Annotated in this window: 24 protein-coding genes and 1 pseudogene; 7 read left to right on the top strand and 18 right to left on the bottom strand. The window is 67.9% G+C overall.

Going from position 1 to position 23087, the window contains the following annotated elements:
• Positions 1-489, bottom strand: a pseudogene (locus VFL64_RS07475) (Tim44 domain-containing protein); the annotation flags it as partial.
• 142 nt (positions 490-631) lie between these two features.
• Between VFL64_RS07475 and otnI the strand changes: the two are divergent.
• Positions 632-1411, top strand: a complete 780-nt coding sequence (otnI, locus tag VFL64_RS07480) for a 2-oxo-tetronate isomerase (protein WP_489539747.1) — start codon at positions 632-634, stop codon at positions 1409-1411.
• On the opposite strand, the gene VFL64_RS07485 is transcribed toward otnI, so the two are convergent.
• On the bottom strand, positions 1401-2294 hold the full coding sequence (locus tag VFL64_RS07485; RefSeq protein ID WP_489539748.1) for a 5'-nucleotidase: 894 nt from the start codon (positions 2292-2294) through the stop codon (positions 1401-1403). The genes otnI and VFL64_RS07485 overlap by 11 nt on opposite strands.
• A gap of 133 nt (positions 2295-2427) precedes the next feature.
• On the opposite strand from VFL64_RS07485, the gene VFL64_RS07490 reads away from it, so the two are divergent.
• From VFL64_RS07490 to VFL64_RS07500, 3 genes are all read left to right on the top strand, one after another.
• Positions 2428-2625 carry a hypothetical protein gene (locus VFL64_RS07490; RefSeq protein WP_489539749.1) on the top strand — a complete coding sequence of 66 codons (198 nt, stop codon included), beginning with the start codon at positions 2428-2430 and terminating at the stop codon, positions 2623-2625.
• A 13-nt stretch (positions 2626-2638) separates the two neighbouring features.
• Positions 2639-3541 (top strand): response regulator, encoded by a 903-nt coding sequence (locus VFL64_RS07495; RefSeq protein WP_489539750.1) that lies wholly within the window; start codon positions 2639-2641, stop codon positions 3539-3541.
• An 86-nt stretch (positions 3542-3627) separates the two neighbouring features.
• Positions 3628-5526, top strand: coding sequence for a hybrid sensor histidine kinase/response regulator (locus tag VFL64_RS07500; RefSeq protein ID WP_489539751.1), 1899 nt, complete (start codon positions 3628-3630; stop codon positions 5524-5526).
• Positions 5527-5559: 33 nt separating this feature from the next.
• On the opposite strand, the gene VFL64_RS07505 is transcribed toward VFL64_RS07500, so the two are convergent.
• The 13 genes from VFL64_RS07505 to gspG all read right to left on the bottom strand — a co-directional run bounded on the left by VFL64_RS07505 (position 5560) and on the right by gspG (position 17872).
• Positions 5560-5985, bottom strand: a complete 426-nt coding sequence (locus tag VFL64_RS07505; RefSeq protein WP_489539752.1) for a globin family protein — start codon at positions 5983-5985, stop codon at positions 5560-5562.
• 102 nt (positions 5986-6087) lie between these two features.
• Positions 6088-7089 (bottom strand): AAA family ATPase, encoded by a 1002-nt coding sequence (locus VFL64_RS07510; RefSeq protein ID WP_489539753.1) that lies wholly within the window; start codon positions 7087-7089, stop codon positions 6088-6090.
• Between the two features lie 216 nt (positions 7090-7305).
• Positions 7306-8523 carry a type II secretion system inner membrane protein GspF gene (gspF, locus tag VFL64_RS07515; protein WP_489539754.1) on the bottom strand — a complete coding sequence of 406 codons (1218 nt, stop codon included), beginning with the start codon at positions 8521-8523 and terminating at the stop codon, positions 7306-7308.
• A gap of 7 nt (positions 8524-8530) precedes the next feature.
• Positions 8531-9952, bottom strand: a complete 1422-nt coding sequence (gspE, locus tag VFL64_RS07520; RefSeq protein WP_489539755.1) for a type II secretion system ATPase GspE — start codon at positions 9950-9952, stop codon at positions 8531-8533.
• A 15-nt stretch (positions 9953-9967) separates the two neighbouring features.
• Positions 9968-12199, bottom strand: a complete 2232-nt coding sequence (gene gspD, locus VFL64_RS07525; RefSeq protein WP_489539756.1) for a type II secretion system secretin GspD — start codon at positions 12197-12199, stop codon at positions 9968-9970.
• A gap of 5 nt (positions 12200-12204) precedes the next feature.
• Complete coding sequence (gene gspN, locus VFL64_RS07530; RefSeq protein ID WP_489539757.1) at positions 12205-13101, bottom strand: type II secretion system protein N; 897 nt, start codon at positions 13099-13101, stop codon at positions 12205-12207.
• The gene (locus tag VFL64_RS07535) at positions 13101-13616 is read right to left on the bottom strand and encodes a type II secretion system protein M (RefSeq protein ID WP_489539758.1); all 516 of its coding nucleotides are present in this window, start codon (positions 13614-13616) and stop codon (positions 13101-13103) included. The genes gspN and VFL64_RS07535 overlap by 1 nt, the downstream gene beginning before the upstream one ends.
• Positions 13613-14854, bottom strand: coding sequence for a type II secretion system protein GspL (gspL, locus tag VFL64_RS07540; protein ID WP_489539759.1), 1242 nt, complete (start codon positions 14852-14854; stop codon positions 13613-13615). Before gspL ends, VFL64_RS07535 begins: the two co-directional genes overlap by 4 nt.
• Positions 14855-14976: 122 nt before the next feature.
• Positions 14977-15945: a type II secretion system minor pseudopilin GspK gene (gene gspK, locus VFL64_RS07545; protein WP_489539760.1), complete on the bottom strand. Its 969-nt coding sequence runs from the start codon at positions 15943-15945 to the stop codon at positions 14977-14979.
• Positions 15946-15950: 5 nt separating this feature from the next.
• Positions 15951-16607 (bottom strand): prepilin-type N-terminal cleavage/methylation domain-containing protein, encoded by a 657-nt coding sequence (locus VFL64_RS07550; RefSeq protein ID WP_489539761.1) that lies wholly within the window; start codon positions 16605-16607, stop codon positions 15951-15953.
• Between the two features lie 2 nt (positions 16608-16609).
• Positions 16610-16969 (bottom strand): type II secretion system minor pseudopilin GspI, encoded by a 360-nt coding sequence (gene gspI / locus VFL64_RS07555; protein ID WP_489539762.1) that lies wholly within the window; start codon positions 16967-16969, stop codon positions 16610-16612.
• Between the two features lie 2 nt (positions 16970-16971).
• Positions 16972-17502, bottom strand: coding sequence for a pilus assembly FimT family protein (locus tag VFL64_RS07560; protein ID WP_489539763.1), 531 nt, complete (start codon positions 17500-17502; stop codon positions 16972-16974).
• Positions 17429-17872 carry a type II secretion system major pseudopilin GspG gene (gene gspG, locus VFL64_RS07565; RefSeq protein WP_489539764.1) on the bottom strand — a complete coding sequence of 148 codons (444 nt, stop codon included), beginning with the start codon at positions 17870-17872 and terminating at the stop codon, positions 17429-17431. The genes VFL64_RS07560 and gspG overlap by 74 nt, the downstream gene beginning before the upstream one ends.
• A gap of 3 nt (positions 17873-17875) precedes the next feature.
• Between gspG and VFL64_RS07570 the strand changes: the two genes are divergently transcribed.
• Entirely contained in the window at positions 17876-18532 is a 657-nt protein-coding gene (locus VFL64_RS07570; protein WP_489539765.1) for a type II secretion system protein N, read from the top strand.
• A gap of 13 nt (positions 18533-18545) precedes the next feature.
• Here VFL64_RS07570 and VFL64_RS07575 read toward each other — a convergent pair whose 3' ends face one another.
• Positions 18546-19598, bottom strand: a complete 1053-nt coding sequence (locus VFL64_RS07575) for a nicotinate-nucleotide--dimethylbenzimidazole phosphoribosyltransferase (RefSeq protein ID WP_489539766.1) — start codon at positions 19596-19598, stop codon at positions 18546-18548.
• A 64-nt stretch (positions 19599-19662) separates the two neighbouring features.
• Entirely contained in the window at positions 19663-21234 is a 1572-nt protein-coding gene (gene ilvA / locus VFL64_RS07580) for a threonine ammonia-lyase, biosynthetic (RefSeq protein ID WP_489539767.1), read from the bottom strand.
• Between the two features lie 310 nt (positions 21235-21544).
• Between ilvA and VFL64_RS07585 the strand changes: the two genes are divergently transcribed.
• Positions 21545-21967, top strand: a complete 423-nt coding sequence (locus VFL64_RS07585; protein ID WP_489539768.1) for an OsmC family protein — start codon at positions 21545-21547, stop codon at positions 21965-21967.
• A gap of 8 nt (positions 21968-21975) precedes the next feature.
• Here VFL64_RS07585 and coq7 read toward each other — a convergent pair whose 3' ends face one another.
• Positions 21976-22626 (bottom strand): 2-polyprenyl-3-methyl-6-methoxy-1,4-benzoquinone monooxygenase, encoded by a 651-nt coding sequence (gene coq7, locus VFL64_RS07590; protein WP_489539770.1) that lies wholly within the window; start codon positions 22624-22626, stop codon positions 21976-21978.
• A 265-nt stretch (positions 22627-22891) separates the two neighbouring features.
• On the opposite strand from coq7, the gene VFL64_RS07595 reads away from it, so the two are divergent.
• Positions 22892-23087, top strand: a 196-nt coding sequence (locus VFL64_RS07595; RefSeq protein ID WP_489539769.1) for a porin, incomplete at its 3' end; no start/stop codon positions are given.

The raw sequence follows: 23087 nt of genomic DNA on the forward strand, positions 1-23087 counted from the left end.
GCCGCGGTACTGCGCGGGCCGCTCGTCCGGGAACGACAGGGGCGCCTTCGCCATCGGAGCGCCCGCGCCTGCGAGCTGCATGCCGCCGTCGGCCGCCGGGCGCGACGGGCTGAAACGGCGCAACAGGAAGCGAACCAGCACAAAGGCGACGAGGCCGAGCAAGACCATCATCACGAGGTTGCCGAACTCGGCGCCGAGACCGAGGTGGCTCATCAGCGCGGCGATGCCGAGGCCGGCGGCGAGGCCGGCGATCGGGCCCATCCACGAGCGCTTGGGCGCGGCCGCCGGGGCGGCGGGCGCGGTGGCGCCGGGAGCGGCCGCGGGCTTGGCAGGCACCGACTGCGCCGGCGGCTGGGCCGGCTGCGGCGCCGGCGTCTGCCGCTTCATGCCCGAGGTGGAGCCGCCGCCCAGGCGCTTGGCCTCGACCTGCGTGGCAACGAAGCCCAGGCTCAAGGTGGCAACGAACAGGCTCAGCAAAATGCGTTTCATGCAGTTCTCGGAAATGGCGGGAACACCCCGCCGTGGACTGTGAGTATGACGCCAACCTGAACGAATTCAAGATGAACTGCCCCAAGGCGAGTGCCCGCTCAGCGGCCAAGCCCGGGCGAATGGCCTGCTATCGTTTGCGCCCATGCCACGTTTTGCCGCCAATTTGAGCCTGATGTACGGGGAACACGCCTTCCTCGACCGTTTTGCCGCCGCGCGGCGCGATGGCTTCGAGGCGGTGGAGTACCTCTTCCCCTACGAGCACGCGCCCCAGGTGCTGGCCGAGGCGCTGCGCTCGCACGGCCTCCAGCAGGTGCTGTTCAACGCGCCGCCGGGCGACTGGGCGGCCGGCGACCGTGGGCTGGCCTGCGTGCCCGGGCGCGAGGCCGAGTTCCGCAGCGCGATCGACCAGGCCCTCGGCTACGCCCAGGCGCTGGCCGTACCGCGCATCCATGTGATGGCGGGCCTGGCGGGCGCGGACCGTGCACTGCAGCAACGCACCTGCCTGCACAACCTGGCCTGGGCTGCGCAGCAGGCGCAGCCGCTGGGCGTGGACCTGCTGATCGAGCCCATCAACCGGCGCGACATGCCCGGCTACTTCCTCAACCGGCAAGACCACGCGCACGACATCGTGGCCGAGATCGGTGCGCCCAACCTCAAGGTGCAGATGGACCTGTACCACTGCCAGATCGTCGAGGGCGACGTGGCGATGAAGCTGCGCCAGTACCTGCCCACGGGGCGCGTCGGCCACATCCAGATCGCCGGCGTGCCCGAGCGCCACGAGCCGGACCTGGGCGAGCTGAACTACCCCTACCTGTTCGATCTGATCGATGCCTTGGGCTACAGCGGCCACGTCGGCGCCGAGTACCGGCCGCGAGCTGGAACATCGGCGGGCCTGGGGTGGTTCGCCCCGTTCAGAGGTTAGTCACACCCGCGGCCACGTGTCCCGAGGGCACGTGCAGCAGCGCGTTCTCGATGTGGCCGGTCTGGTCGTCGAAGAAGAAGTCGGGCTCGAACTCGCGCAGGAAGGCGCCCTTCGGCAGCCCGCCCAGGAACATGGCTTCGTCAATGTCGATGTTCCATTCCATCAGCGTGCGGATGGCGCGCTCGTGCGCCGGTGCGCTGCGCGCCGTGACCAGCGCAGTGCGCAGGCGCATGGTCGGCGACTCCTGCCGCTGCAGCAGCTGCAGCGCGTCGAGCAAGGGCTTGAAAGGGCCGGCGGCCAGCGGCAGCTCGGCGCGGTCGCGCTCGTGGGCCTGAAAGGCATCCAGCCCGGCGCGCTGGAACACGCGCTCGGCTTCGTCGGAGAAGAGCACGGCGTCGCCGTCGAAGGCGATGCGCACTTCGTTCGGGTGCGCGTCGGAGGCGCGCGCCGAGTGCGGGTAGACGCGCGCAGCCGGTACGCCGGCTTCGAGCGCCGAGCGGACGTCGGGCTCGTTGGTCGAGAGGAACAGGTTGGCGTTGAGCGGCTTCAGGTAGCGCCAGGGCGATTCGCCGCGCGTGAACACGCCGCGCTGGATGGGCAGGCCGTAGTGCTTGGCCGAGCGGAATACCCGCATGCCCGAGACCGGGTCGTTGCGCGAGAGGATCACCACCTCGACCGCCGGCGACTTGGCATTGAAGGCCAGCAGCTTGTTCACCAGCGAGAAGGCCACGCCCGGCTTGGCCGGCACGTCCACCCGCTGCAGCTGCAGCTGCATGTAGGCGCGGTCGTCGCCGGCTTCGAACAGGCGGTTCTCTTCTTCGAAGTCGAACAGGGCGCGGGAGGAGATGGCAACGACCAGTTGGCCGGCAAGGGTGACAGGCATGCGGGGATCATAAAAGCCCACTGAAACAAACGAAACATGCGGGGCCGGAACCCGAAACGCCGGTGATACGGCACGGCGCGACAGTGACGGCATCGGCAACACGCAGTCTGCCGAACCGCCACCGGAGCCCGCCATGAGCCAGATCGTCACCGCCACGCTGCAACGCCTCTTTGCCCGCCCCACCGCCCGGGCTGCCCGCATCGACCGCCGCAGCACCGTCCGCTCGCGCGACGTGCGAGCGCACCGCCCTGACTTCGCCGACACCCGCCCGGTGGTGTTTCGCAGCGAAGCCTTCGCCGAAGACCTCGTGGCGACGCACGGTGCTGTCTGAACGCCGTGCGCCCATGAGCGCTTCACTTGTGCAGTCCTCGTCGCGGGAGTGGATCGCTGCCGTGCTCAGCCGGGCCGACCTGGCCCGCAATGCGCCGATGTCAGCCCCCGTGTCCGCACCCAGCGCCGACCGATATGATCCGGCCCTGCCCACACCCCCGCGCGGAGCGCAGGCCATGACACAAGGCGATGCCAGCACAGGCACCACCGTCCTGGTGGTCGACGATGAACCCGAGCTGCGCTCTCTGCTGAGCGAGTATTTCGGCCGCCATGGCTTCGCCGTGCGCGTGGCCGCCGACGCGCAGGCCGCCCGTGACGCCCTGGCCGAATCGCTGCCCGACCTGGCCATCCTCGACGTCAACATGCCCGGCGAAAACGGCCTCTCGCTCGCGCGCTGGCTGCGCGACGCGCACCCGCGCGTCGGCTTGGTGATGCTCACCACGGCCGGCGAATCGGTCGACCGCGTGGTCGGCCTGGAGCTGGGCGCCGACGACTACATCCCCAAGCCCTTCGAGATGCGCGAGCTGCTGGCGCGGGTGCGTGCCGTGCTGCGCCGCCTGAAGCTGTCGCAGCCCGCGGTGCCGCAGCTCGAAGCGAACCGCGTGCAGTTCGGCAGCTGCCAGCTCGACCTGGAAGAGCGCCGCCTGTTCGGTGCCGACCAGAACGAGATCGAGATCAGCGCCGCCGAGTTCGACCTGCTCGCACTCTTTGCGCGCAACCCCAACCGCCCGCTCAACCGCGACCAGATCATGGAGCAGGCCCACAACCGCGGCTGGGACGTGTTCGACCGCTCCATCGACCTGCGCGTGATGCGCCTGCGCCGCAAGATCGAAACCAACCCCGACAAACCCGAGGTGCTCAAGACCGTGCGCAACGTGGGCTACGTGTTCGTGCCCCCGGCTGCCAGGGCGTCATGAAAGGTCTTGAGCGAGAGTTTGTCTGGACCGGCCCCTCGCCCTGGGGCAAAGACAAGTCTCCGCTCCCGTCGCTCGCGCCCGAGCTGATGAGCGCCCTGCTCGACAACATCACCGCCCGCGTGGCGGTGGTCGGGCGAGACCACTGCTTCATCTACGCCAACCGCGAAGCGCTGGAGTTCTACGGCCGCCCCGCCGAGCAGGTGATCGGCCAACACCTCTCCAGCGTGCTGGGTCCCGAGGTGTACGCCGGCTACCTGCCCTGGGCCGAGCGCCTGTTCAATGGCGACACGCTGCGCTGGCAGGGCTGGGTCGAGTACCCCACGCGCGGGCGCCGCTTCCTGCAGGAAACCATGGTGCCCTTCGCGCCGGCGGGTGCCGAGGTGCAGGGCATCGTGGTGTTCGGGCGCGACCACACCGAGCTCAAGCTGCGCGAAGAACAGCTGGCCGAGCAGCAGGGCCAGTTGCAGGCGAGCGAGGCGCTCAAGTCGGCCATCGTCGACCACGCGCTGGCTGCGCTGATCTCCACCGACGGGCACGGCCGCATCGTCGAGTTCAACCCCGCGGCGGAGGCCATGTTCGGGCGCAAGCGCATCGAGGTGGTGGGCCTGCCGGTGAGCCAGGTCATCATGCCGGAGCGCTACCGCGTGGCGCACGAGGCCGGAATCCGCCGGCTGGAGGCAGGGGGCGAAGGCCGCGTGCTGGGCAAACGCATGGAGTTGCACGCGCTGCGCGCTGACGGCAGCGAGTTCCCCATCGAGATGGTGCTGTGGCGCACCAACGTGGGCGGCACCGGCTACTACACCGCCTCGCTGGTCGACGTGACCGAGCGCTTCAACTCCTCGCAGCAGATCGAGCGCCAGCGCGACGCGCTGCGCCAGAGCGAAAAGCTCTCCGCCATGGGCAGCCTGCTGGCCGGCGTGGCGCACGAGCTGAACAACCCGCTGGCCATCGTGATGGGCCGCGCCAGCCTGCTCGAAGAGAAGTGCGACGACCCCGACCTCAAGCTCGACGTGCAGCGTATCCGCGAAGCGGCCGAGCGCTGCGGGCGCATCGTGCGCACCTTCCTCAACATGGCGCGCAGCAAGCCGGCCACGCGCGAGAACGTGTCGCTCAACGACCTGACCCGTGCGGCGGCGGAGATGCTGAACTACAGCTACCGCAGCCACGGCGTGGAGATGAAGCTGCAGCTGCTCGACGACCTGCCCAGCGTGAAGGCCGATGGCGACCAGGTCGGGCAGATCGTGCTCAACCTGCTGGTCAATGCGCAGCAGGCGCTGGCGGGCACGGAAGGCGAGCGCCGCGTGCTCATCGAAAGCGGCGTCGAGGTGCGGCGCGAGAACCGCGAGCCGCGCGTCTGGTTGCGCGTCTCCGATAACGGGCCGGGTGTGCCGCCCGAGTTGCGCGCCAAGCTGTTCGAGCCCTTCTTCACCACCAAGCCCGAAGGCATCGGCACGGGCCTGGGCCTGGCGGTGTCGCGCTCTCTGGCGCGCGACCACGGCGGCGACCTGACGCTCGAACCCACGGCGCATGCGGGCGGCGCGAGCTTCCGGCTCAACCTGCCGATCAGCGGCGAGCCGGTGCAGGAGTCGAGCCCGGTGCCGCTGCAAGACACCGAGGTGGAGCAGTCGCGCGTGCTGGTGGTCGACGACGAGGCCGAGATCGCTGGTCTGATGCGCGACATGCTCGAAGGCGCCGGCTACGAAGTGGCCACCGCCGAATCGGGCGCGGTGGCGATGGCACTGCTGGAGACGGCGCGCTTCGACGCCATCGTCTCCGACCTGCACATGCCCGAGATGGACGGTGCCACGCTGTGGCGCGAGGTGGCGCAGGCGCACCCCACGCTCGCGCGGCGCATGCTCTTCGTCACCGGCGACACCTTGTCGCCGGGGGCGGCTGAGTTCCTGCGCAAGGCGCATTGCCCGGGCCTCGACAAGCCGTTCTCCAAGGCCGACCTGCTGGCGGCCGTGGCGCAACTGCTGGAGTAGGTCATCCCGGCGCGCGCCGGGATGACACGTGAGTCACGCCGCGCGTGCGGTCACGCCGCGCGCCGCATCCATCATGGTCGCGCTGACCACACGGTAAAGCGCCACCCAGGCGGCGTGCACCTCGTCGGTGTACGCAGCACCCAGGCCTTGTTCCAGCGTCTTGAGCAGCGCGCCGCCCACGGTGGCGTAGTGCTCGTCGCGCACGCCGTAGTTCACGTGGCGCGCACCCAGCTTGCGCAGCGTGGGGGTGAGGGTGTCGGGTTCGTCGAGCAGGTCGACGGCGGCACCGATCATGGTCATCAGGCGCGTGCCCTGCTGGGCCATGTTGCCCTGGAACAGGCGGCGCAGGTTCGGGTCGGCGGCGAAGAGGTTGTCGTAGAACAGCTCAGCGGCTTGCGCGGCAATGGGTTCGATCAGCGCGAAGCTGCGGCGCACGTGTCCGATCTGGACGGGGGTCATAAGGGCTCCTCTGAAACAGAAGCCCACAGCATCGCGCTGGCCCGCTTCACCGGTGTTTCACCGGCGGCGGGGCGTTGTTTCGTTGGTTGTGGCGCGTTCGGCTTATTGCACGAAGCCGATGCTCGACTTCTTGAACCCGGCATCCGGCAGATCACAAGGCTCGATGCGGTCGCGGCGCGCCAGCTTGGCGTTGCCGAAGGCCGTCATCCATGCCCGGCGCATGTCGCGCGGTGCCATCTCGCTCATGCGGTCGAGCACATCCGTGTTGGGCTCGGGCGCGAAGCGGTTGCCCCAGTCGTGGTCGGCGCGGATGCTGCGGTACAGCTTGGCCGCGATGTGACGCGCTGCCTCGCGGTCTGGGGCCTGCACCTCGTACACGTTCATGCGGTTGAGGATGGGCTCGGGGATGCTGCGGCCGTCGTTGGCGGTGGCGACCCAGATCACCTGGCTGGCGTCGATGGGCACTTCGGCAAACTCGTCGGTAAAACTGCCCGCCGTGTCGTGTTCCAGCAGGCTGTAGAGCGCGCCCAGCGGGTCGTAGGCGTGCTCGCCGCCGGCCTTGTCGATCTCGTCGATCACCATCACCGGGTTGGCGTACTGGCCATCGACCAGCGTCTCGAACACCTTGCCGGGGCGCGCGCCTTTCCATTGGCTGGAAGCACCCGACAGCAGCCAGCCGGCGGTCATCGAGCTCATCGACATGAAGCCCATGCCGGTGCCGAGCAGCATCGACAGTTCGCGCGCGAAGTGGGTCTTGCCGACACCAGGCGGGCCGAGCAGCAGCAGCGGGGTGATCTCGAGCGCATCGCGGCTGTCTTCGCACAGCGCGATCTGGCGCTTGATGTCGTCGAGTACCTCGGCGAAGTTGGGCAGGTCGTCGTACAGGTGGTCCATGGCCGGCAGGCCGGACGGCTTGACCTGGAAGCGCTCCGGGCCCTTCTCCAGCATGCGCTCGTAGGTGGAGCGCAGGCCCTCGTGCTCCTTGTCGGGCAGCTTGTCGAGCTTGCGCCCGACTTCATCCACCCGATAGAGGCTGCGCATGCGGGCGATGGGAATGCTCCCCCCGCGCGACGATACCGTGACCAAGCCCTTGGATGCGCTCATGTGACCTCCTGAAAACGCAAACCGCGAGTTCATTGAAGCAGACACCGCGGCCCCGCAGCCATTGATAACAACCCGAAAGACACGGTACTTCCTTGCACAACCCGTGCCATCGTCAAGCGAAGCGAGACGATCATCAAGCCACACCCGCGGATCCGGGCTCTGCCGGTCCGCAGGGTGGCGCCCCCTGGGGGCAGGAGCGCCAGCGACTGGGGGGCTCTACTTGACCCAGGTGTTGAGTTGGATGATGGGCAGGAGGACGGCGAGAACGATCAGCATCACCACACCACCCATGGCCACGATGAGCAGCGGTTCGAGGATGGTCGCCATGGCCATGGCGCGGCGCTGCACTTCCATGCCGGTCTGGCGCGCGGCGCGCTCCAGCATCTGCGGCAGCTGGCCGGTCTGCTCGCCCAGGCGGGCAAACATGGACAGCAGGCCGGGGAAGCGCTTCTTGCCGGCCAGCGCCGAAGCCAGCGGTGCGCCTTCACGCACCTGCACCAGCGCATCCATCGCGTCGGCACGCATGGCGGTGTTGGAGAGGGTTTCGGCCGCCGCCTGCAGCGCCTTCAGGATGGGCACGCCCGCGCCCGCCAGCATGGCCAGCGTGCCGGAAAAGCGTGCTGCGTTGTAGCCGCGCGCCAGCTTGCCGAGCAGTGGCAGCGTGAGCAAGGTGGCGTCGAACTGCTCGCGAAAGACCGTGTTGCGCAGCATCAGCTTGAGTCCCACACCGGCGCCGACCAGGCCGAGCAGCAGCAGCCAGCCGTAGTTGCGGACGAAGGCGCTGATGGCCAGCATGGCCACCGTGAGGCCGGGCAGCGCGCGCTTGGAGTTGGTGAACACCGACGCCACCTGCGGCACCACGTAGGTGACGAGAAAGATCACGATCACCACGGCGATCAGGGACACGATGGCCGGGTAGAGCGTGGCGCCGATCAGCTTGGCCTGCAGGGCCTGGCGCTCTTCCAGGTCGTCAGCCAGGCGTTCGAGCACGGTGCCGAGGGCACCGCTTTGCTCGCCGGCGGCGACCACGGCACGGTAGACGTCGTCGAACTCGCGTGGTGCGCTGGCGAGTGCGCGCGCGAAGGGCGAGCCGGCGTTGACCTCGCTGCGCAGGTGCGCCACCAGTTCGCGCTGGCGCTGGTCTTCGGCTTCGTCGCTCAGGGCGGTGAGGGCGCGTTCCAGCGGCAGGCCGGAGCCGACCAGGCCGGCGAGCTGGCGCGTCCACACGGCGAGGCTGGTGGAGTTGAAGACACGGCGCGTGAGGCGCAGGCCACCGCTCGCCTCCGTGCCCGCCGAGGCGACCTGGGTCACGTCCAGCGGCACCAGGGCTTGCGCGCGCAGCTGGGCGCGGGCGGCCTTGATGTTGTCGGCTTCTAGCAGGCCGGTGGATGTCTTGCCCGCGGCGTTGAGGGCTTCGAACTTGTACGCAGGCATCTGCTGCTTACTCGCGGGTGACCCGCATCACCTCTTCGGGCGAGGTGACGCCTTCGGCGACGAGGCGTTCACCGTCATCGCGCATGGAGCGCATCCCGTTGGCCTCGGCGGCCACGAAGATCTGCGATTCGGCGGCGCGTGCGTGGATCAGCCCGCGCACCTTGTCGTCGGCCACCATCAATTCGTACACGCCGGTGCGGCCCTTGTAGCCGCTCTGGCCGCACTCGGGGCAGCCGACAGGGTGCCAGCGGCCGCGTGCGTCCTGCTTTTTGCAGTGCGGGCAGAGCTTGCGCACCAGGCGCTGGGCCAGCACGCCGAGCAGCGAGGAGCTGAGCAGGAAGGGCTCGATGCCCATGTCGGTGAGGCGGGTGACGGCACTTGGCGCGTCGTTCGTGTGCAGCGTGGCCAGCACCAGGTGGCCGGTGAGCGAAGCCTGCACCGCGATCTGCGCGGTCTCGTAGTCGCGGATCTCGCCGATCATGATCACGTCCGGGTCCTGCCGCAGGATGGCGCGCAGGGCCTTGGCGAAGGTGAGGTCGATCTTGGCGTTGACCTGCGTCTGGCCGATGCCGCCCAGCTCGTATTCGACCGGGTCTTCCACCGTCAGCACGTTGGTGGTGCTGGTGTCGATGCGGCCGAGCGAGGCGTACAGCGTGGTCGTTTTGCCCGAGCCGGTGGGGCCGGTCACGAGCACGATGCCGTGCGGCTGCTGCACCAGCTTGTCGAAGTTCTTCAGCGTGTCGCCGCCCATGCCCAGGCCTTCGAGCGTGAACTTCGATTCGCCCTTGTCGAGCAGGCGCAGCACCGCGCGCTCGCCGTGCGATGAGGCGAGGGTGGAGACGCGCACGTCGACCGCTCGGCCGCCGATGCGCAGCGAGATGCGGCCGTCCTGCGGCAGGCGCTTCTCGGAGATGTCGAGCTCGGCCATGATCTTCAGGCGCGAGATCAGCGCGGCGTGCAGCGCCTTGTTGGGCTGCACCACCTCGCGCAGCGTGCCGTCGACGCGGAAGCGCACCGAACTGCTGCGCTCGTAGGGCTCGATGTGGATGTCGCTCGCACCGTCTTTCGCGGCCTGCGTGAGCAGGGCATTGAGCATGCGGATGATGGGCGCGTCGTTCGCCGCTTCGAGCAGGTCTTCGACCGCCGGCAGGTCTTGCATCATGCGGCTCAGGTCGACCTTGCTTTCCACTTCGCCGATGACGGTGGCCGCGCTCGACTCACCGCCGGCATAGGCCGCAGCGATGCGGTTGCCCAGCGAGGTGGCCGACTCGCGCTCCAGCGCGTCGATCTGGTACAGGCGCAGCACCTCGCTCAGCGCGGGCAGCGAAACCGTCTCGGGCGCCCACAGCACCAGGCGCTCGCCGTCGTCTTCGAGCAGCAGGCTGTGCGCCTTGGCGTAGGCGTAGGGGAGGGGGTGGCGTGAACCCATGGCTGTCGGCCGCGCTCAGTTCGACGGCGCGGGGGCCGGGGGGGCGGCGGAGGCCGCGGGCGCGGGGCCGGTCGGCGGCGTGCCAGGCTCGGTCGGGCGCGGCGCAATGACCGGGGCCTCGCGGATGGGCTGCAGGATGTTGCCACCCGGCTGGCCGCGGTTCATTTGCTCGGCGCGGATGACGTCGTAGCGGTCGAGCGTGAGGTTGCTGGCGGATGCCTGGTCGCGGATCACCACCGGGCGCAGGAAGACCATCAGGTTGCTCTTGGTGCGGTTGCGGCTGTCGCTGCGGAACAGGGCGCCGAGCAGCGGGATGTCGCCCAGCCAGGGCACCTTGCTGGCCGAGCCGCCGTATTCGTCCTTCATCAGGCCGCCCAGCACCATGTACTGGCCGTCGTCGACGACGACCGTGGTCTCGATCGAGCTCTTGTCGGTGGTCAGGCCCTGCGGCGACAGCTTGGAGGCAGGGTCGACCGTGGAGTTCTCCTGGTAGATCGTCATGCGCACCGGGCCGCCGTCGCCGATCTGCGGCTTGACGCGCAGGGTCCGGCCCACGTCCTTGCGCTCGATGGTCTGGAAGGGGTTGGTCGCGCCGGACGAGGCACCGGTGTTGGTGAACGAGCCGGTGATGAAGGGCACGTTCTGGCCGACCACGATCTTGGCTTCTTCGTTGTCGAGCGCGATCAGGTTCGGCGTGGACAGCACGTTGCCGTCGGCATAGGTCTCGAGGAAGCGTGCCAGCGCGCCGATGTTGTAGAACTCGCCGATCTTCTTCAGCAGGCCGATGTTGAAGCCTGCGGGGATCGCGGCCGCGGCGGTCACGACGTTGGTGGTGCCGCTGTTGATCGCCGCCGTGGAAGTGATGATGTTGGGCTGGCCGTAGTTGGTGCCGCCGGCGACGATGGTGCTGTCGCCCTTCTGGCCCGAGGCGCCTTGCCACTGGATGCCCACGTCGACGATCTTGTTGGCGTCGACCTTGACGATCAGCGACTCGATGTACACCTGGGCGCGGCGCGAGTCGAGTTGCTCGATCACGGCGCGCAGCTGGCGGTACACCGGCTCGGGCGCGGTGATGATGAGCGAGTTGGTCGACGGGTCGGCCTGGATGAAGCCGCCGGTGGAGGGGCTCGCCGATTGGGCCACTGGCGCGGTGGCCTGGGGCGACGCGCCGCTGCTGCCCTGGGCGCCGCCCATGGTTTGCTGCGAAGCCGCCGACGTGGGCGAGCTGCCGCCTCCACCCAGCGACGAGGTGCCGCCGGAAGAACCCGCGCCCGCACCGGCGCCATAAGCTGCTCGCAGCACGGTGGCCAGCTTGGTGGCGTCGGCGTTCTTCAGGTAGACGACGTAGATGTTGCCCATCGGGTTGTTGCCCTGGGTCGGCTGGTCAAGCTTCTCGACGATGCCCTTGATGCTGGCCATGCGCGCCGGTGTCGAGGCCCGCACGATCAGCGAATTGCTGCGGGGGTCGACCATCACCGACGAGGTGGCACCCACGCCCGGCACGCCTTGCGGCGCCGCACTCGTGCCGCCATCGCTCAGGCGCTGCACCAGCGTGGCCAGGTCGGCTGCCACGGCGTGCTTGAGCGGGATGATCTCCACGTCACCGGCACTGGGGGTGTCCATCGCCGCGATGATCTTGGCGATGCGCGCCAGGTTGTCGGCGTAGTCGGTGATCACCAGCGTGTTGTTGCCGGGGTTGGCATTGATGGTGTTGTTGGGGCTGATCAGCGGGCGCAGCACCGGCACCAGGTTGTTGGCGTTCTCGTGGCTGAGCTTGTAGATCTGCGTGAGCACCTGGTCGCCCTGGCGCGAGACGGCGCCCACCGAGACGGTGCTCGACTGCAGCTTGGCGTCGGCCTCGGGCACCACCTTGAACAGGCCGCCCGACTCCACCACCGTGAAGCCCAGGCCGCGCAGCGCGGCCAGGAAGTTGAGATACGCCTCGCGCGGCGACAGCGGCTCTTCGCTGTAGAGCGTGATGCTTCCCTTGACGCGCGGGTCGACCACGAACTGCTGCTTGAGGATGGCGCCCATGGCGCGTGCCACGCCTTCGATCTCGGCGTTGACGAAGTTCAGCGTGACGGGCTCTCCCTTGAAGCGCGATTCCTTGGGTTGCTGCTGCTGTGCCAGTGCGGTCGAGACGGGTGCGAGCGAGCTGCACAGCATGGCGGCGGCAAGCGCGGCGGTGAGCGGTCGCCGCGGTGCGGACAGGAGAGTCCGTTGTCTCTGGAGAGCGAGCGATTTCATGCTTCTTATCCGATCGAAATGACTGACACGGCGCCGCTGCGCCGCCCGATGATGTTGAGCAGGTTGTTCAGTGCGGACTCATCGGCCTCGGTGGCCGCACGGGCTTCGCCGCGGAACCGCACACCGTTGGCACCAGCGCTGCCCTCGCCCGAGAGCTGCAAGGCCCCTTCGAGCGTGCTCAGGCGCAGCTGCGTGGGGGCGCCGGCGCTGCCCACCAGCGTGAAGCGGTAGCTGCCCAGCGGTTCGAGCGTGGAAACGCGCGACGAGGCCTGCAGCATGTCGACATCCGCCTGCCCATCGACCAGCCAGCGCCCTTGCACCCATTCGAGCTTGATGCCCGGCGACGAGAGCCGCAGCGAGCCGCCGAGCTGCAGCGTGTTCCACGGCGTTCCCATGCCGCCGAGGAAGGCGCCTGGCCACTGCCCGACCCAGCCCGGCTTGGGCGCCAGCGTGGCGGAGAAGCGGCCGAGGCCGGGCTTGAGCAGCAGGCTCACCGTCTCGTTGAAGCAGCAGGCGTGTCTGAGCCGCAGATCAAGCGCCGCGCCCTTGACACCCAGGGACCACTCCAGCCGGCCGGGCAGGGCGCTGGCGTCGCGGCTGCCGGGGCCACCGGTGAGCACGGCTACCGCGCTGCCCGACCAGATCGTGCCGCGTGCATCGGCCAGTTGCACCCGCTGACCCGTGGCGCTGGCCACGGCGCCGGCCAGCCAGCTTGCAGGGGCGAACACCACGAGCCCGACCAGCACCCCGAGCAAGGCACCGACCATGGCCCAGCGTGCGGCCGCATTGCGCGATTGTTCCCAGGCCTTCTCGGCGTACGACGATTCCTGCCACTGGGTGGGCACCGCGCTCGATGCGAAACGCCGCCTCAGGCCACGGCGAGCTGGCTTGCGTGTGGCCATCACTGGCCCCCCCCGATGGTGAGGACGATGGTGCCGGCATAGCCTTGCGGGCCGCGCGTGAGCTGGGCTTCGATCGGGCGGGCACGCGCGCCGCTGCGTGCTTCGCTCAGCCAGGCTCGCAGCGTCTCTCCGGTCACGCCGTTGAGCGTGAGCGTGGCGCGGTCGTTCTGTACCGCGATGCGGCCCTTGTCGCCCAGGCGGTCGGTGGCCGACTTGAGTGCGAGTGCGGCCTGGGTGGCCGGCACTGGCGCCGCGCCGCGCAGCTCACGGGCCTCGGCAGCCATGCGCTGCATGGACTGGAGCTGGATGTCGAGCGCGTCGATCTGCGCCGGTGTTTCGCGCAGTGCACGCAAGGCCGGTGCGACACCGATCCACCAGACCAGCAGGATGCCAACGGCCACGGCAGCCAGGCTCAGGCCGGTCCGCTCGCGCGGCGGCAGAGACGACCAGCGTTGCCGTGCCTCGGTACTCAGCGCCTTGAGGGGCGCTGGCAGCGCGATGCCGCGGCCGCTCACAGCGCGCGCCCCGTGTTGGAGGCCAGACGCGTCACCACCACGTTGCCGTTGATCGCTTCGACCTGCCAGCCGCTGGGACGCAGCTGGTTGCGGAATTGGTCGACCTGGGCCGGCTCCCAGCCGGGGGCCGAGAGCGACAGCTTGCCGGGCTCGTAACGCAGTGCATCGACCGGCGGGCGGTCGCCGGGCCAGGCACTGGCGGCAGCGAGCAGCATCGGCTCGAGATCGGTGTCACCGGGCTTGCCGGCGGCGGCGCGCAGGGTGTCGGTTTCGCGTTGCATCTGAAGCGGTGCATCGAGCACGCCGCGCACTTGCGGGTGGGCCGATTGCAGCAGAGCCACCATCGCCTGGCGCTTGTTTTCGACGGTGCGCCGCTGGTGCCCTGCCCACAGGTTGAGGCCGATGATCTGCACCGCCACCAGGGCGATCAGCCCATAGCGCATGGGCTTCCAGGCGGGGTTGAGGAACTGGCGCCACACGTCGCGCAGGGCGCGTGTGCCGCGGCTCTTGCGTGCCAGCGAGAACTGCCGCAGGTTCCACAGCGAACGCGAGGCCTGCAGGGCACGCTGCGGCCAGTCCATCACCGTGACCGGGGCGCCGAGCCAGCGCTCGGCCGCGGCGGCGGTGGCGGGAGTCGCACTCCAGCGCGCGCCTTCGGGCAAGGGCGTGGGCAGCAGCGCGCGGGCCAGGCTGCCTTGCAGATTGACCTGCACCACGCCTTCGGGGTGGGCCCAGGTCAGCGTGGCGCCCTGCGAAGGGTCGCCCAGCTCGGCAAAGTGGCCGGTGGGCGGCTCGTCGGGCCACGACATCGGCACCACGCGGTCGATGAACACATGCGACTTCTCGAGCAGCGCGAGTTCGCCAGTCAACCAGCTGCGATCTACCACCGCGACCCAGGTGGGTTGACCTGCCGCGGCATGGGGCGCGACGGCAATGTGCACGCCAGCGGCTTCTTCGAGCAGCGCCTCTTCGAGCACGCCCACCAAGGCGGCGGGCATGCGCGCTGCAGGGGCCTTGGGCAGGGTGATGCGGTGCCAGCTCACGTCGGCGTCGCCCAGCACCGCCACGGCCGTGTTGGCCTTGGGCAGCAGCGCAACGGCGCAGCGGCCCTGCGCCGAAAGCGCCAGGCCATCGGGGCTCAGGGCGTAGTTGTATTCGGTGCCTTCAGGGGCCGGCGCGCCGGCATCACGCGCCTGCAGGCGGGGGCGGGAAGGGATTTGAACGACAAGCGTGCTCATACAACGTGCGAGGGTAGCGGAAATGTAAGAGCACGACCGTACAAATCTACCCGAATCAACGGCTTGCGGCGTGTTCTTGTAGTGTTGGTTGCAACGGCCTGTGGTTTGTCCGAGATGTCATTTCAGCGCCCGGTGTCGCTGGAACTGATGCGCTCGGAACTGAGGATTTCGATGTTGCGCTGGTTGCGCCGCACCATGGAGCGCTGTTCGAGAACACGGTCTGAAAGACGCAAGCGGCCACGCACTTCGAAGAAGTCGGACTTGACGTCGACACCCGCCAGCGACTCCGGCGCCGTGCCGGTCAGCTGGGCCTGGATGTCTGCATGCTTCTTGAACGGCGTGCGCAGCCGGTACTGCACCAGGCGTTCGGCGTCGCCCACATTCAAACCGGGGATGGCGGCGGCGATCACTTCGCGGCTGGCGGTGTTGACGTTGACCGTGGTGCGGTCGGGCAGCATCACGATGTAAGGCTCCAGGCGCTGCAGGGCCTGGGCATCGACACCGAGCCAGGTGAGCTGGGAGATGCGCTTGGGCGGCAATGGGCCATCAGCCGAGGCGCCCGGGGCGCCGGCCGGCGTGTTGGCGGCCCTGAGACCATTGACCAGCACGTCGGCCACGGTGGGCGAGACGTTGAGGTTGACGCACAGCTGGCGCAGCACCTCCTTGTCCGGCGCGGACACCTGCCCGGTGGCGGGGTCGACCAGGTTGCGCAGGTTGAAGCGCGATTGCGCGTCGGTCACGTTGCCGGAGAGGAAGGCATCGGGTGCGTCGTCGGTGCTGGCGTCCTTGTCGGTCGCCGCCAGGAAGGTGGACAGCCGCGCTTCGGCCAGGGGCACGGCCCAGGGCTCGCCCAGGTGGTCGTACAAATGCGAGCCTTGCGAGGTGGGGCGCGCATCTTCCTTGAGGATCAGGCCGACCCAGTCGAGCGCGCCGGAGAGCAGCCAGGCCGACTGCGCGCGCGAGCGCTCGGCCGTCTCGACCTGCACGGCGCGCCATTGCTGCCACACCATCGACACGGCCAGCGTCGAGATCAGGGTGACGATGATCATCGCCAGCAGCAGGGCCGCTCCGCGTTGGCGTGCGCGTGGCATCGTCTTCATTGCGGGCCCAGCGCGATCTCGCGCGTCACGGTGCCTGAGAAGCCGCTGTTCTCGGCGAAGCTGAGCACCACACGGACGGCCTTGAGGGGGTCGTTGTTCACCACCTGCGGGCCGCTGGCGCCAGGAGGGGCGGCGGCCACCGTGCCGGCACTCGATTGGCAATTGCTCCACGCGTTGCTGCGGTAGCAGTAAGCCTGCCATTCGCTGAGGCCGGTGAGCGTGGGCAACTGGCCGGCTTCGTTGCCGATGAACTGCTGCGTGCTGCTCCAGTTGTTGAGCAGCGCCTGCCGCGTGGTCACGGACGGCCCGGCCCAGCGCAGCCAGGTGCCTCCGCGCAGCGACCACACCACGAGCTGCAGGCCACTGCCGTCGGCGGCGCGGCGGGTCAGCCGAAGCGAGATGCCATCGAAGGCGGGCAGGTTGGGGATCACGCCGCTCTCTTGCGAGGCTTCGAGATCCTGCTGGAACTGGGCGAGCACGGTGTTCACCCGCAGCAGCTTTTCCAGCCGGTCCTGGCTGACGGTGCGGGTGCGGACGATGCCGTCCACGCCCTGCCAGGCCATCATCGCGAGGATCGCCATGATCATCATGGCTATCAGCACTTCGATCAGCGTGAAGCCGCGAGACGGGACGTGGGGCGGGCGTGTCGTCATGCTCAGCGCCCCAGCACGGTCGACAGCGTCAGGATGGGCTGGCCGTTCTCGTTGGAGACCTGCGCATCGGCGCGCAGGAAGTTCGGGTTGGGCGTGCGGCGTGTGACGAGCTTGCCCTTGTAGCTGAGACCGAACTGGTCGCAGCCGAACTCGATCTCCGTCGGCACCTGGAAGAACTTGGTGAGTCGCAGCTCGGTGAGTTCGTTCTCGGCACACCACTGCGCGGCCGTGACTTCGTTGATGCGCTGCGCGTTGTCGGCCAGCGCCCCCGCCGCCTTGATGCCGGCGCCCAGCGTGACCGCCACGATGGCCAGGGCCACCATGACCTCGATCAGCGTGAAACCGCGGGCGGGCTGCTTCATGGTCATTGCTGCGCCGCAGGTTCGCCATCCTGCACCGTGAAGGGTGCGAGGCCATCGGTGGCGATGGCCAGGCGCTTGTCTTCCAGGCGCAGCACCACGCGCTGCGGCGGGATCATGGGTTCAGGGCCCAGCACCAGGGCCTTGGCGCCGACGATCTCGGCCGAGACGCCGCTGCCCAGCCAACGGTTGGGGAACTCTCCGGCATTGGTGAGGCCGATGAACAGGAAGCCGCCTTCGTCTGCCTTGCCTTCCGAGGCGTGTGGCTCCCAGCGCACCATCATCCCCGAGGCGCGCGATTCGGAACGGGCCGATTCGAGCAGCGCCACCAGGCGGGCGGCTTCGTTCTCGAGCTGGGTGCCGGCCGGGTCGCGCAACGCGAGGCTCATCAGACCCGAGGCGATGGCGATCAGCGTGATCACCACCACCAGCTCGATCAGGGTGAATCCCCCTGAACGATGCCTACTGCCAGGAGCCGATTTCAGCGTCTTTGCCTTCGCCACCAATCTGGCCGTCGGCACCCAAGCTGTACACATCGATCTCGCCTTTCACGCCTGGGTTGGCGTACTGGTAGGGCCGGCCCCACGGGTCGTTCGGCAGCTTGGGCACGTAAGGCTTCCAGTTGGGAGGAATGACACCCACCGTGGGCTTGGCCACCAGGGCCTGCAGGCCTTGCTCGGAGGAGGGGTAGCGCTGGTTGTCGAGCTTGTAGAGCTTGAGCGCCTGCATGAGGTTGTTGACGTCGGTGCGCGCGGCGGTCACGCGGGCATCGTCGGCGCGGTCGAGCACGTTCGGGGCGATCAACGCAGCCAGCACGCCGATGATCACCAGCACCACCATCAGTTCGATCAGGGTGAAGCCGCGGCTTTGGCGTGGCACGTGAAGCGAGGCGAAAGATTTCTTCATGACTTGCACGGATGGCTTGCGGTTGAGGCGTTGAATCATAATCGTCCGATGGTTGCGCGATTGTCAGCTTTCGTGATTTGGGCTTTGGTGGCTGTGGCCACCGTGTTCTGGGGCATGCGCCTGCTGGTGCGGGCAGATCCCGTGCCAGTCAACGCGGTGGTGGTGGGCGATGCCACGCAGGTGCGCGGGGATCTCTCGCGCTTGCTTGGAGCGGAACCTGTGGCCGCTGTCGCTTTGGCACCGCAGGTCAGCAGCCGCTTCAAGCTGCTGGGCGTGATGGCCGCCAAGCCCAGCCCCGAAGGCATGACACCTGGTGTGGCGTTGATCTCGATCGACGGCAAGCCGCCTCGCGCTTTTACTGCAGGCGCGCGCATCGAAGACCAGTTGGTGTTGCAGAACGTGAGCCTGCGCAGCGCCTCCATCGGTTCTGAAAAGGGCGGGTCGGGTTTCGTGCTTGAGATCCCCGCCCTGCCTGCGCCGGCCACCGGAACCTTGCCGAGAGCGGCGATGGATTCTGTGTCGCCCCCTCCACAGTCACCGCAGCAAGCGCCTCAACCGCAAATGCAGCCCCAGGCTGTGCCCGGTGCGGTGCCTGCGCCACCGCCGGGTCCACGCCCCGCGCGGCCGGGCATTGGCGGCAACCCCAACGCGTCGCGCTGAGCTTGGGTGTGCATTACGGGCTGGTCGGAATGTCGGCCGGCTGAGAGGGCCCGGCGTCTTCGCCTTCGGCCACTTCGGTCAACAGCGCGGCTGAACTCAGCACCAGCGGGAAGGCAAGCGTTGCACCGGTCCCGTCTGTGCTTTCCATGCCCAGCTCCAGCAGGGCCAGGGTCTTGAACAGGCCCAGGGTGGCCGTGAGACCCGGGTGGCCGTGGCTGCGGCAGAACACACAGTAGTCGGTGACGGTGGGCGCGATCCGCGCTGCCACCATCAATGCCGCGCAGGCTGGCATGCCGTCGACCATGATGAGTCGTCGCTTGCTGGACGCCACCAGCATCAGGCCGACCATCATGGCGATCTCGAAGCCGCCGTAGGCCGCCAGCACCTCGACCGGGTCGGTCAGGTCGCGATGGCGGGCTTGTGCCGCCTGCAGCACCATCATCAGCCGGGTTTCGTCCTCCGGCGCCATGTCGGGCGTCATCACCAGGTGGTGAACCGCCTCGCCGGACAGCGCCGCCAGCACCAGGGCCGCGCTTTCCTGCGAACCGACGCCGATGCCGGCGCAGGCGACGAGGTTGCCGGGCATCGAGTCGGCGATCTCCATGCCGGCGCGGATCGCGGCATGTGCCTGGTCGAGTGTCATGGCCATGTTGACGCGAGCATTGCGCGTGCCATGCGCAATCTTGCGAGCCATCAGGCGGGGGTGAGGTGCCACCACCTCGGCCACGCCGCAGTCGACGACATTGAGGTCCATGCCCTGGATGCGCGCAAACACCGACACGGGCAGTTGCGAGGTGAGCAGGCTGTGAACCAGGCGCGCGGTGGAGGTCTGCCCCGCTTGGCCGACGCCGTCGACGGCCAGGCCGTGGTCGGAAGCGAAGAGGATGATCTGCGGCGCGCGAAACCGCGGCTTGAGCGAGTTCTGCACCAGACCCAGACGCACGGCCAGCGGTTCCAGTTCACCGAGCTTGCCGGTCGTTTCGCTGCGGCGCTTCAGCTTGTCGCGCAGCGCCCGCTCGAGCAGCGGGTTGGCGGTGGAAGCGATGAGCGATCGGCTGACAGGCATGGGGGCGTCGGGAGATCAGGTCGGATGGGTGCGCAGCTTACCGTGCGTTTGTGGGGACTGGATTTCAGCGCAGGAAGAGCCGGTACGCGGGGTTGTCGGTCTCGTCGACCCAGGGGTAGGCCAGGCCTTCGAGGAAGTCCTTGAAGGCCTTCTTGTCGCCGCGCGGCACCTGAATGCCGACCAGGATGCGGCCGTAGTCGGCGCCCTGGTTGCGGTAGTGGAAGAGGCTGATGTTCCAGCCCGGGTGCATGCTGGAGAGGAACTGCATCAGCGCGCCCGGCCGTTCGGGGAAGACGAAGCGGTAGAGGCGCTCGTCGCGAGCCAGCTCGCTGCGCCCACCGACCATGTGCCGCAGGTGCTGCTTGGCCAGTTCGTCATGGGTGAGGTCGACGGTGGCGAAGCCGTGCTTGGCAAAGCTGCGTGTCAGCTTCTCCGATTCACCGCGGTTGCTGGTGGCCAGGCCAACGAAGACGTGGGCCTGCTTCTCGTCCGAGATGCGGTAGTTGAACTCGGTGACGCTGCGCGGGCCGATCAACTCGCAGAAGCGCTTGAAGCTGCCGCGCGCTTCGGGGATGGTCACGGCGAAGACGGCCTCGCGCTCTTCGCCCACTTCGGCGCGTTCGGCCACGAAGCGCAGGCGGTCGAAGTTCATGTTCGCGCCGCAGGTGATGGCCACCAGCGTCTTGCCTTTGAGCTTGTGCGTTTCAACGTACTGCTTGATGGCGGCGACGCCCAGGGCACCGGCGGGCTCGAGGATGCTGCGCGTGTCCTGGAACACATCCTTGATGGCGGCGCACACCGCGTCGGTGTCGACCACCACGTAGTCGTCGACCAGGGCGCGTGTGAGGCGGAACGTTTCTTCGCCTACGAGCTTCACGGCCGTGCCGTCGGAAAAGAGGCCGACGTCGTTGAGTTGCACGCGCTTGCCGGCCTTGACCGAGCGCACCATGGCGTCGGAGTCGGTGGTCTGCACGCCGATCACCTTGATGTCAGGGCGCACCGACTTGATGTAGGCCGCCACGCCGGAGATCAGCCCGCCGCCGCCGATGGCCACGAACACGGCGTCGATGGGGGCCTGATGCTGGCGCAGGATCTCCACCGCGATGGTGCCTTGGCCCGCGATCACGTCCGGGTCGTCGAAGGGATGGACGAAGGTCAAGCCTTGCTTGCGTTCGAGTTCCAGTGCATGAAGGTATGCGTCGGAGTAGCTTTCGCCGTGCAGCACCACCTCGCCGCCCAGAGCCCGCACCGCATCGACCTTGAGCTTGGGCGTGGTGACGGGCATCACGATCAGCGCCTTGCAGCCCAGGCGGTGTGCACCAAGTGCGACGCCCTGCGCATGGTTGCCGGCCGACGCGCAGATCACGCCACGCTTGAGCTGAGCAGCGTCCAGCCCCGACATCTTGTTGTAGGCCCCGCGCAGCTTGAAGCTGAACACCGGCTGCGTGTCTTCGCGCTTGAGCCAGACCTGGTTCCCCAGGCGTTTGGACAGGTTCTTGGCCAACTCCAACGGTGTCTCGATGGCGACGTCGTAGACCCGGGCCGTGAGGATCTTCTGCAGGTAGCCGGCGAGGCCGAGTTCGTCGTTGCGCGCCTTGCTCTGGCGGGGCTTGGAAAGACGAACGGGGCCAGTCATGGCGTCTCCTGCGGCGTGGTGTTTCGGGGGCGCCGGATGATACGGCAGGGCCTTTCACGGGCCCGTTGCCATCGGGCCAGAAAAAAACCCAAGGCATTGCTGCCTTGGGTTGAATCCACCAATGGAGGAGGTGGAGGAGACAAACGGTAGGCGCCGTGGAAGAAAACACATCGAACGCCAGTGCGCAAATTGTATCGAGATCCATGCTGCGCCGCAATATTTTTTCCGCATATGCATTCACGGAACGCTGCAAATGGCGCGGGCCGCACAATCACCAACTTGGTGATCACTTCAGCAGGTGGAATTCGCAATGGAATGCACGGTCAATTGGGTGGCGGCAAGCGGCATGGCCTTCATGGCCGAAACCGGAAGCGGCCACGTGGTTTTGATGGATGGCGCTCCAGAAGGGGGCGGCCGCAATCTGGCGCCCCGTCCCATGGAAACCGTGCTTGCGGGGACGGGGGGGTGCGCGGCCTACGACGTGGTGTTGATCCTTCAGCGTGGCAGGCACCAGGTACAAGGCTGCCAGGTGAAGCTGAGTTCGGAGCGGGCGCCGACCGACCCCAAGGTCTTCACGCGAATCCACATGCACTTCGTGGTGACGGGAAAGGCCTTGCCTGAAGCTGCCGTGCAGCGCGCAATCGAGATGTCGCACGACAAGTACTGCTCCGCGACGATCATGCTCGGCAAGACGGCCGAGATCACCACCAGCTTTGAAATCGTGAACGCCTGAGTCCCGGCTCAGAGGTGGTGGGCGGTGGTCGTCATCACCTTGGCGGCTGCACGCATCGCCCAGCGCACGGGTGTCGGCAATTCGGCGGCGCCCTCTCGCCGCGCCTGCTCGCCATGCCGGGCTTCGTCTTCCTTCATCTGCTGGACGATGGCGCGTGAAGCCGTGTCGCCCGCAGGCAGTCGATCCAGATGAGAGGCCAGGTGCTGCTCGACCTGTGCCTCTGTTTCAGCCATGAACCCGAGGCTGATCCTGTCGCCGATGCGGCCGGCGACCCAACCGATGCCAAAGGCGCCCACGTACCACAGCGGGTTGAGCAGACTGGGGCGCGAATTCAGTTCCCGCAGGCGCTGCTGCGTCCAAGCAAGATGATCGGTTTCCTCGCGAGCCGATTGCTGAAAACTCGCGCGCAATGCCGGGTTGCGGGTGGCAAGGAGTTGGGCGCTGTAGAGCGCCTGAGCACACACCTCGCCCACGTGGTTGACCCGCATCAACGCGCCTGCAAGCTTCATGTCCTCAGTGCGCATCGGTGGAGGTTCGGTCGCCGGTCGCGGCGCTGGCCGGGCGGCCGTGTTGGCACCGGCAAGGGTGCGCAGGGCGTTATCGACGGTGGCGAGCCAGTCGTCAATGGCGGAGAGGTTGCTGGCCTTGGAGGTACTCATTGCCCCCGAGATTACCCTAGGTGAATCCAACTGATTTGCCTGACTTTTTGAACGCTCGTTCATGGGTGATTTCGACCCTTTTGCACCGCATTTTCCCTCGTTGTTCACCCGCAACAACCAGCGCTCATTTCCCGCGGCGAATCTTTGCAACCCTGGGGGGCTCTGGTGCAATACGTTCCAACTTCCGCTGAGGAGTTTGCGGCCCTGTCACCCCCGGCAGAGGGGACAGACGGGTGCCATTTATCCAACCTAGGAGATAGTCGCAATGAAAAAATCTCTTCTCGCTCTTGCTGTGCTGGGCGCGTTCGCTGGTACTGCATCGGCTCAGTCGTCGGTGACGATTTACGGCATTGTTGATTCCGCAGTGCGTCTGACGACCAACGCTGGCGCCACGGCAGCCAACAAAGACGAATCGATCACGGCGGTCATTCCTGGCGGTATGTCGCAAAGCCGTCTGGGTT

Origin of the sequence: Rhizobacter sp. (assembly GCF_035702065.1) — a bacterium.
Lineage (GTDB): Bacteria > Pseudomonadota > Gammaproteobacteria > Burkholderiales > Burkholderiaceae_C > Rhizobacter.

Excerpts from the sequence above, each read along its gene's own strand:
- otnI (WP_489539747.1), top strand. The coding sequence starts at position 632 with ATGCCACGTTTTGCCGCCAATTTGAGCCTGATGTACGGGGAACACGCC.
- VFL64_RS07485 (WP_489539748.1), bottom strand. The coding sequence starts at position 2,294 with ATGCCTGTCACCCTTGCCGGCCAACTGGTCGTTGCCATCTCCTCCCGC.
- VFL64_RS07490 (WP_489539749.1), top strand. The coding sequence starts at position 2,428 with ATGAGCCAGATCGTCACCGCCACGCTGCAACGCCTCTTTGCCCGCCCC.
- VFL64_RS07495 (WP_489539750.1), top strand. The coding sequence starts at position 2,639 with ATGAGCGCTTCACTTGTGCAGTCCTCGTCGCGGGAGTGGATCGCTGCC.
- VFL64_RS07500 (WP_489539751.1), top strand. The coding sequence starts at position 3,628 with ATGAGCGCCCTGCTCGACAACATCACCGCCCGCGTGGCGGTGGTCGGG.
- VFL64_RS07505 (WP_489539752.1), bottom strand. The coding sequence starts at position 5,985 with ATGACCCCCGTCCAGATCGGACACGTGCGCCGCAGCTTCGCGCTGATC.
- VFL64_RS07510 (WP_489539753.1), bottom strand. The coding sequence starts at position 7,089 with ATGAGCGCATCCAAGGGCTTGGTCACGGTATCGTCGCGCGGGGGGAGC.
- gspF (WP_489539754.1), bottom strand. The coding sequence starts at position 8,523 with ATGCCTGCGTACAAGTTCGAAGCCCTCAACGCCGCGGGCAAGACATCC.
- gspE (WP_489539755.1), bottom strand. The coding sequence starts at position 9,952 with ATGGGTTCACGCCACCCCCTCCCCTACGCCTACGCCAAGGCGCACAGC.
- gspD (WP_489539756.1), bottom strand. The coding sequence starts at position 12,199 with ATGAAATCGCTCGCTCTCCAGAGACAACGGACTCTCCTGTCCGCACCG.
- gspN (WP_489539757.1), bottom strand. The coding sequence starts at position 13,101 with ATGGCCACACGCAAGCCAGCTCGCCGTGGCCTGAGGCGGCGTTTCGCA.
- gspL (WP_489539759.1), bottom strand. The coding sequence starts at position 14,854 with ATGAGCACGCTTGTCGTTCAAATCCCTTCCCGCCCCCGCCTGCAGGCG.
- gspK (WP_489539760.1), bottom strand. The coding sequence starts at position 15,945 with ATGCCACGCGCACGCCAACGCGGAGCGGCCCTGCTGCTGGCGATGATC.
- VFL64_RS07550 (WP_489539761.1), bottom strand. The coding sequence starts at position 16,607 with ATGACGACACGCCCGCCCCACGTCCCGTCTCGCGGCTTCACGCTGATC.
- gspI (WP_489539762.1), bottom strand. The coding sequence starts at position 16,969 with ATGAAGCAGCCCGCCCGCGGTTTCACGCTGATCGAGGTCATGGTGGCC.
- VFL64_RS07560 (WP_489539763.1), bottom strand. The coding sequence starts at position 17,502 with ATGTGTACAGCTTGGGTGCCGACGGCCAGATTGGTGGCGAAGGCAAAG.
- gspG (WP_489539764.1), bottom strand. The coding sequence starts at position 17,872 with ATGAAGAAATCTTTCGCCTCGCTTCACGTGCCACGCCAAAGCCGCGGC.
- VFL64_RS07575 (WP_489539766.1), bottom strand. The coding sequence starts at position 19,598 with ATGCCTGTCAGCCGATCGCTCATCGCTTCCACCGCCAACCCGCTGCTC.
- ilvA (WP_489539767.1), bottom strand. The coding sequence starts at position 21,234 with ATGACTGGCCCCGTTCGTCTTTCCAAGCCCCGCCAGAGCAAGGCGCGC.
- VFL64_RS07585 (WP_489539768.1), top strand. The coding sequence starts at position 21,545 with ATGGAATGCACGGTCAATTGGGTGGCGGCAAGCGGCATGGCCTTCATG.
- coq7 (WP_489539770.1), bottom strand. The coding sequence starts at position 22,626 with ATGAGTACCTCCAAGGCCAGCAACCTCTCCGCCATTGACGACTGGCTC.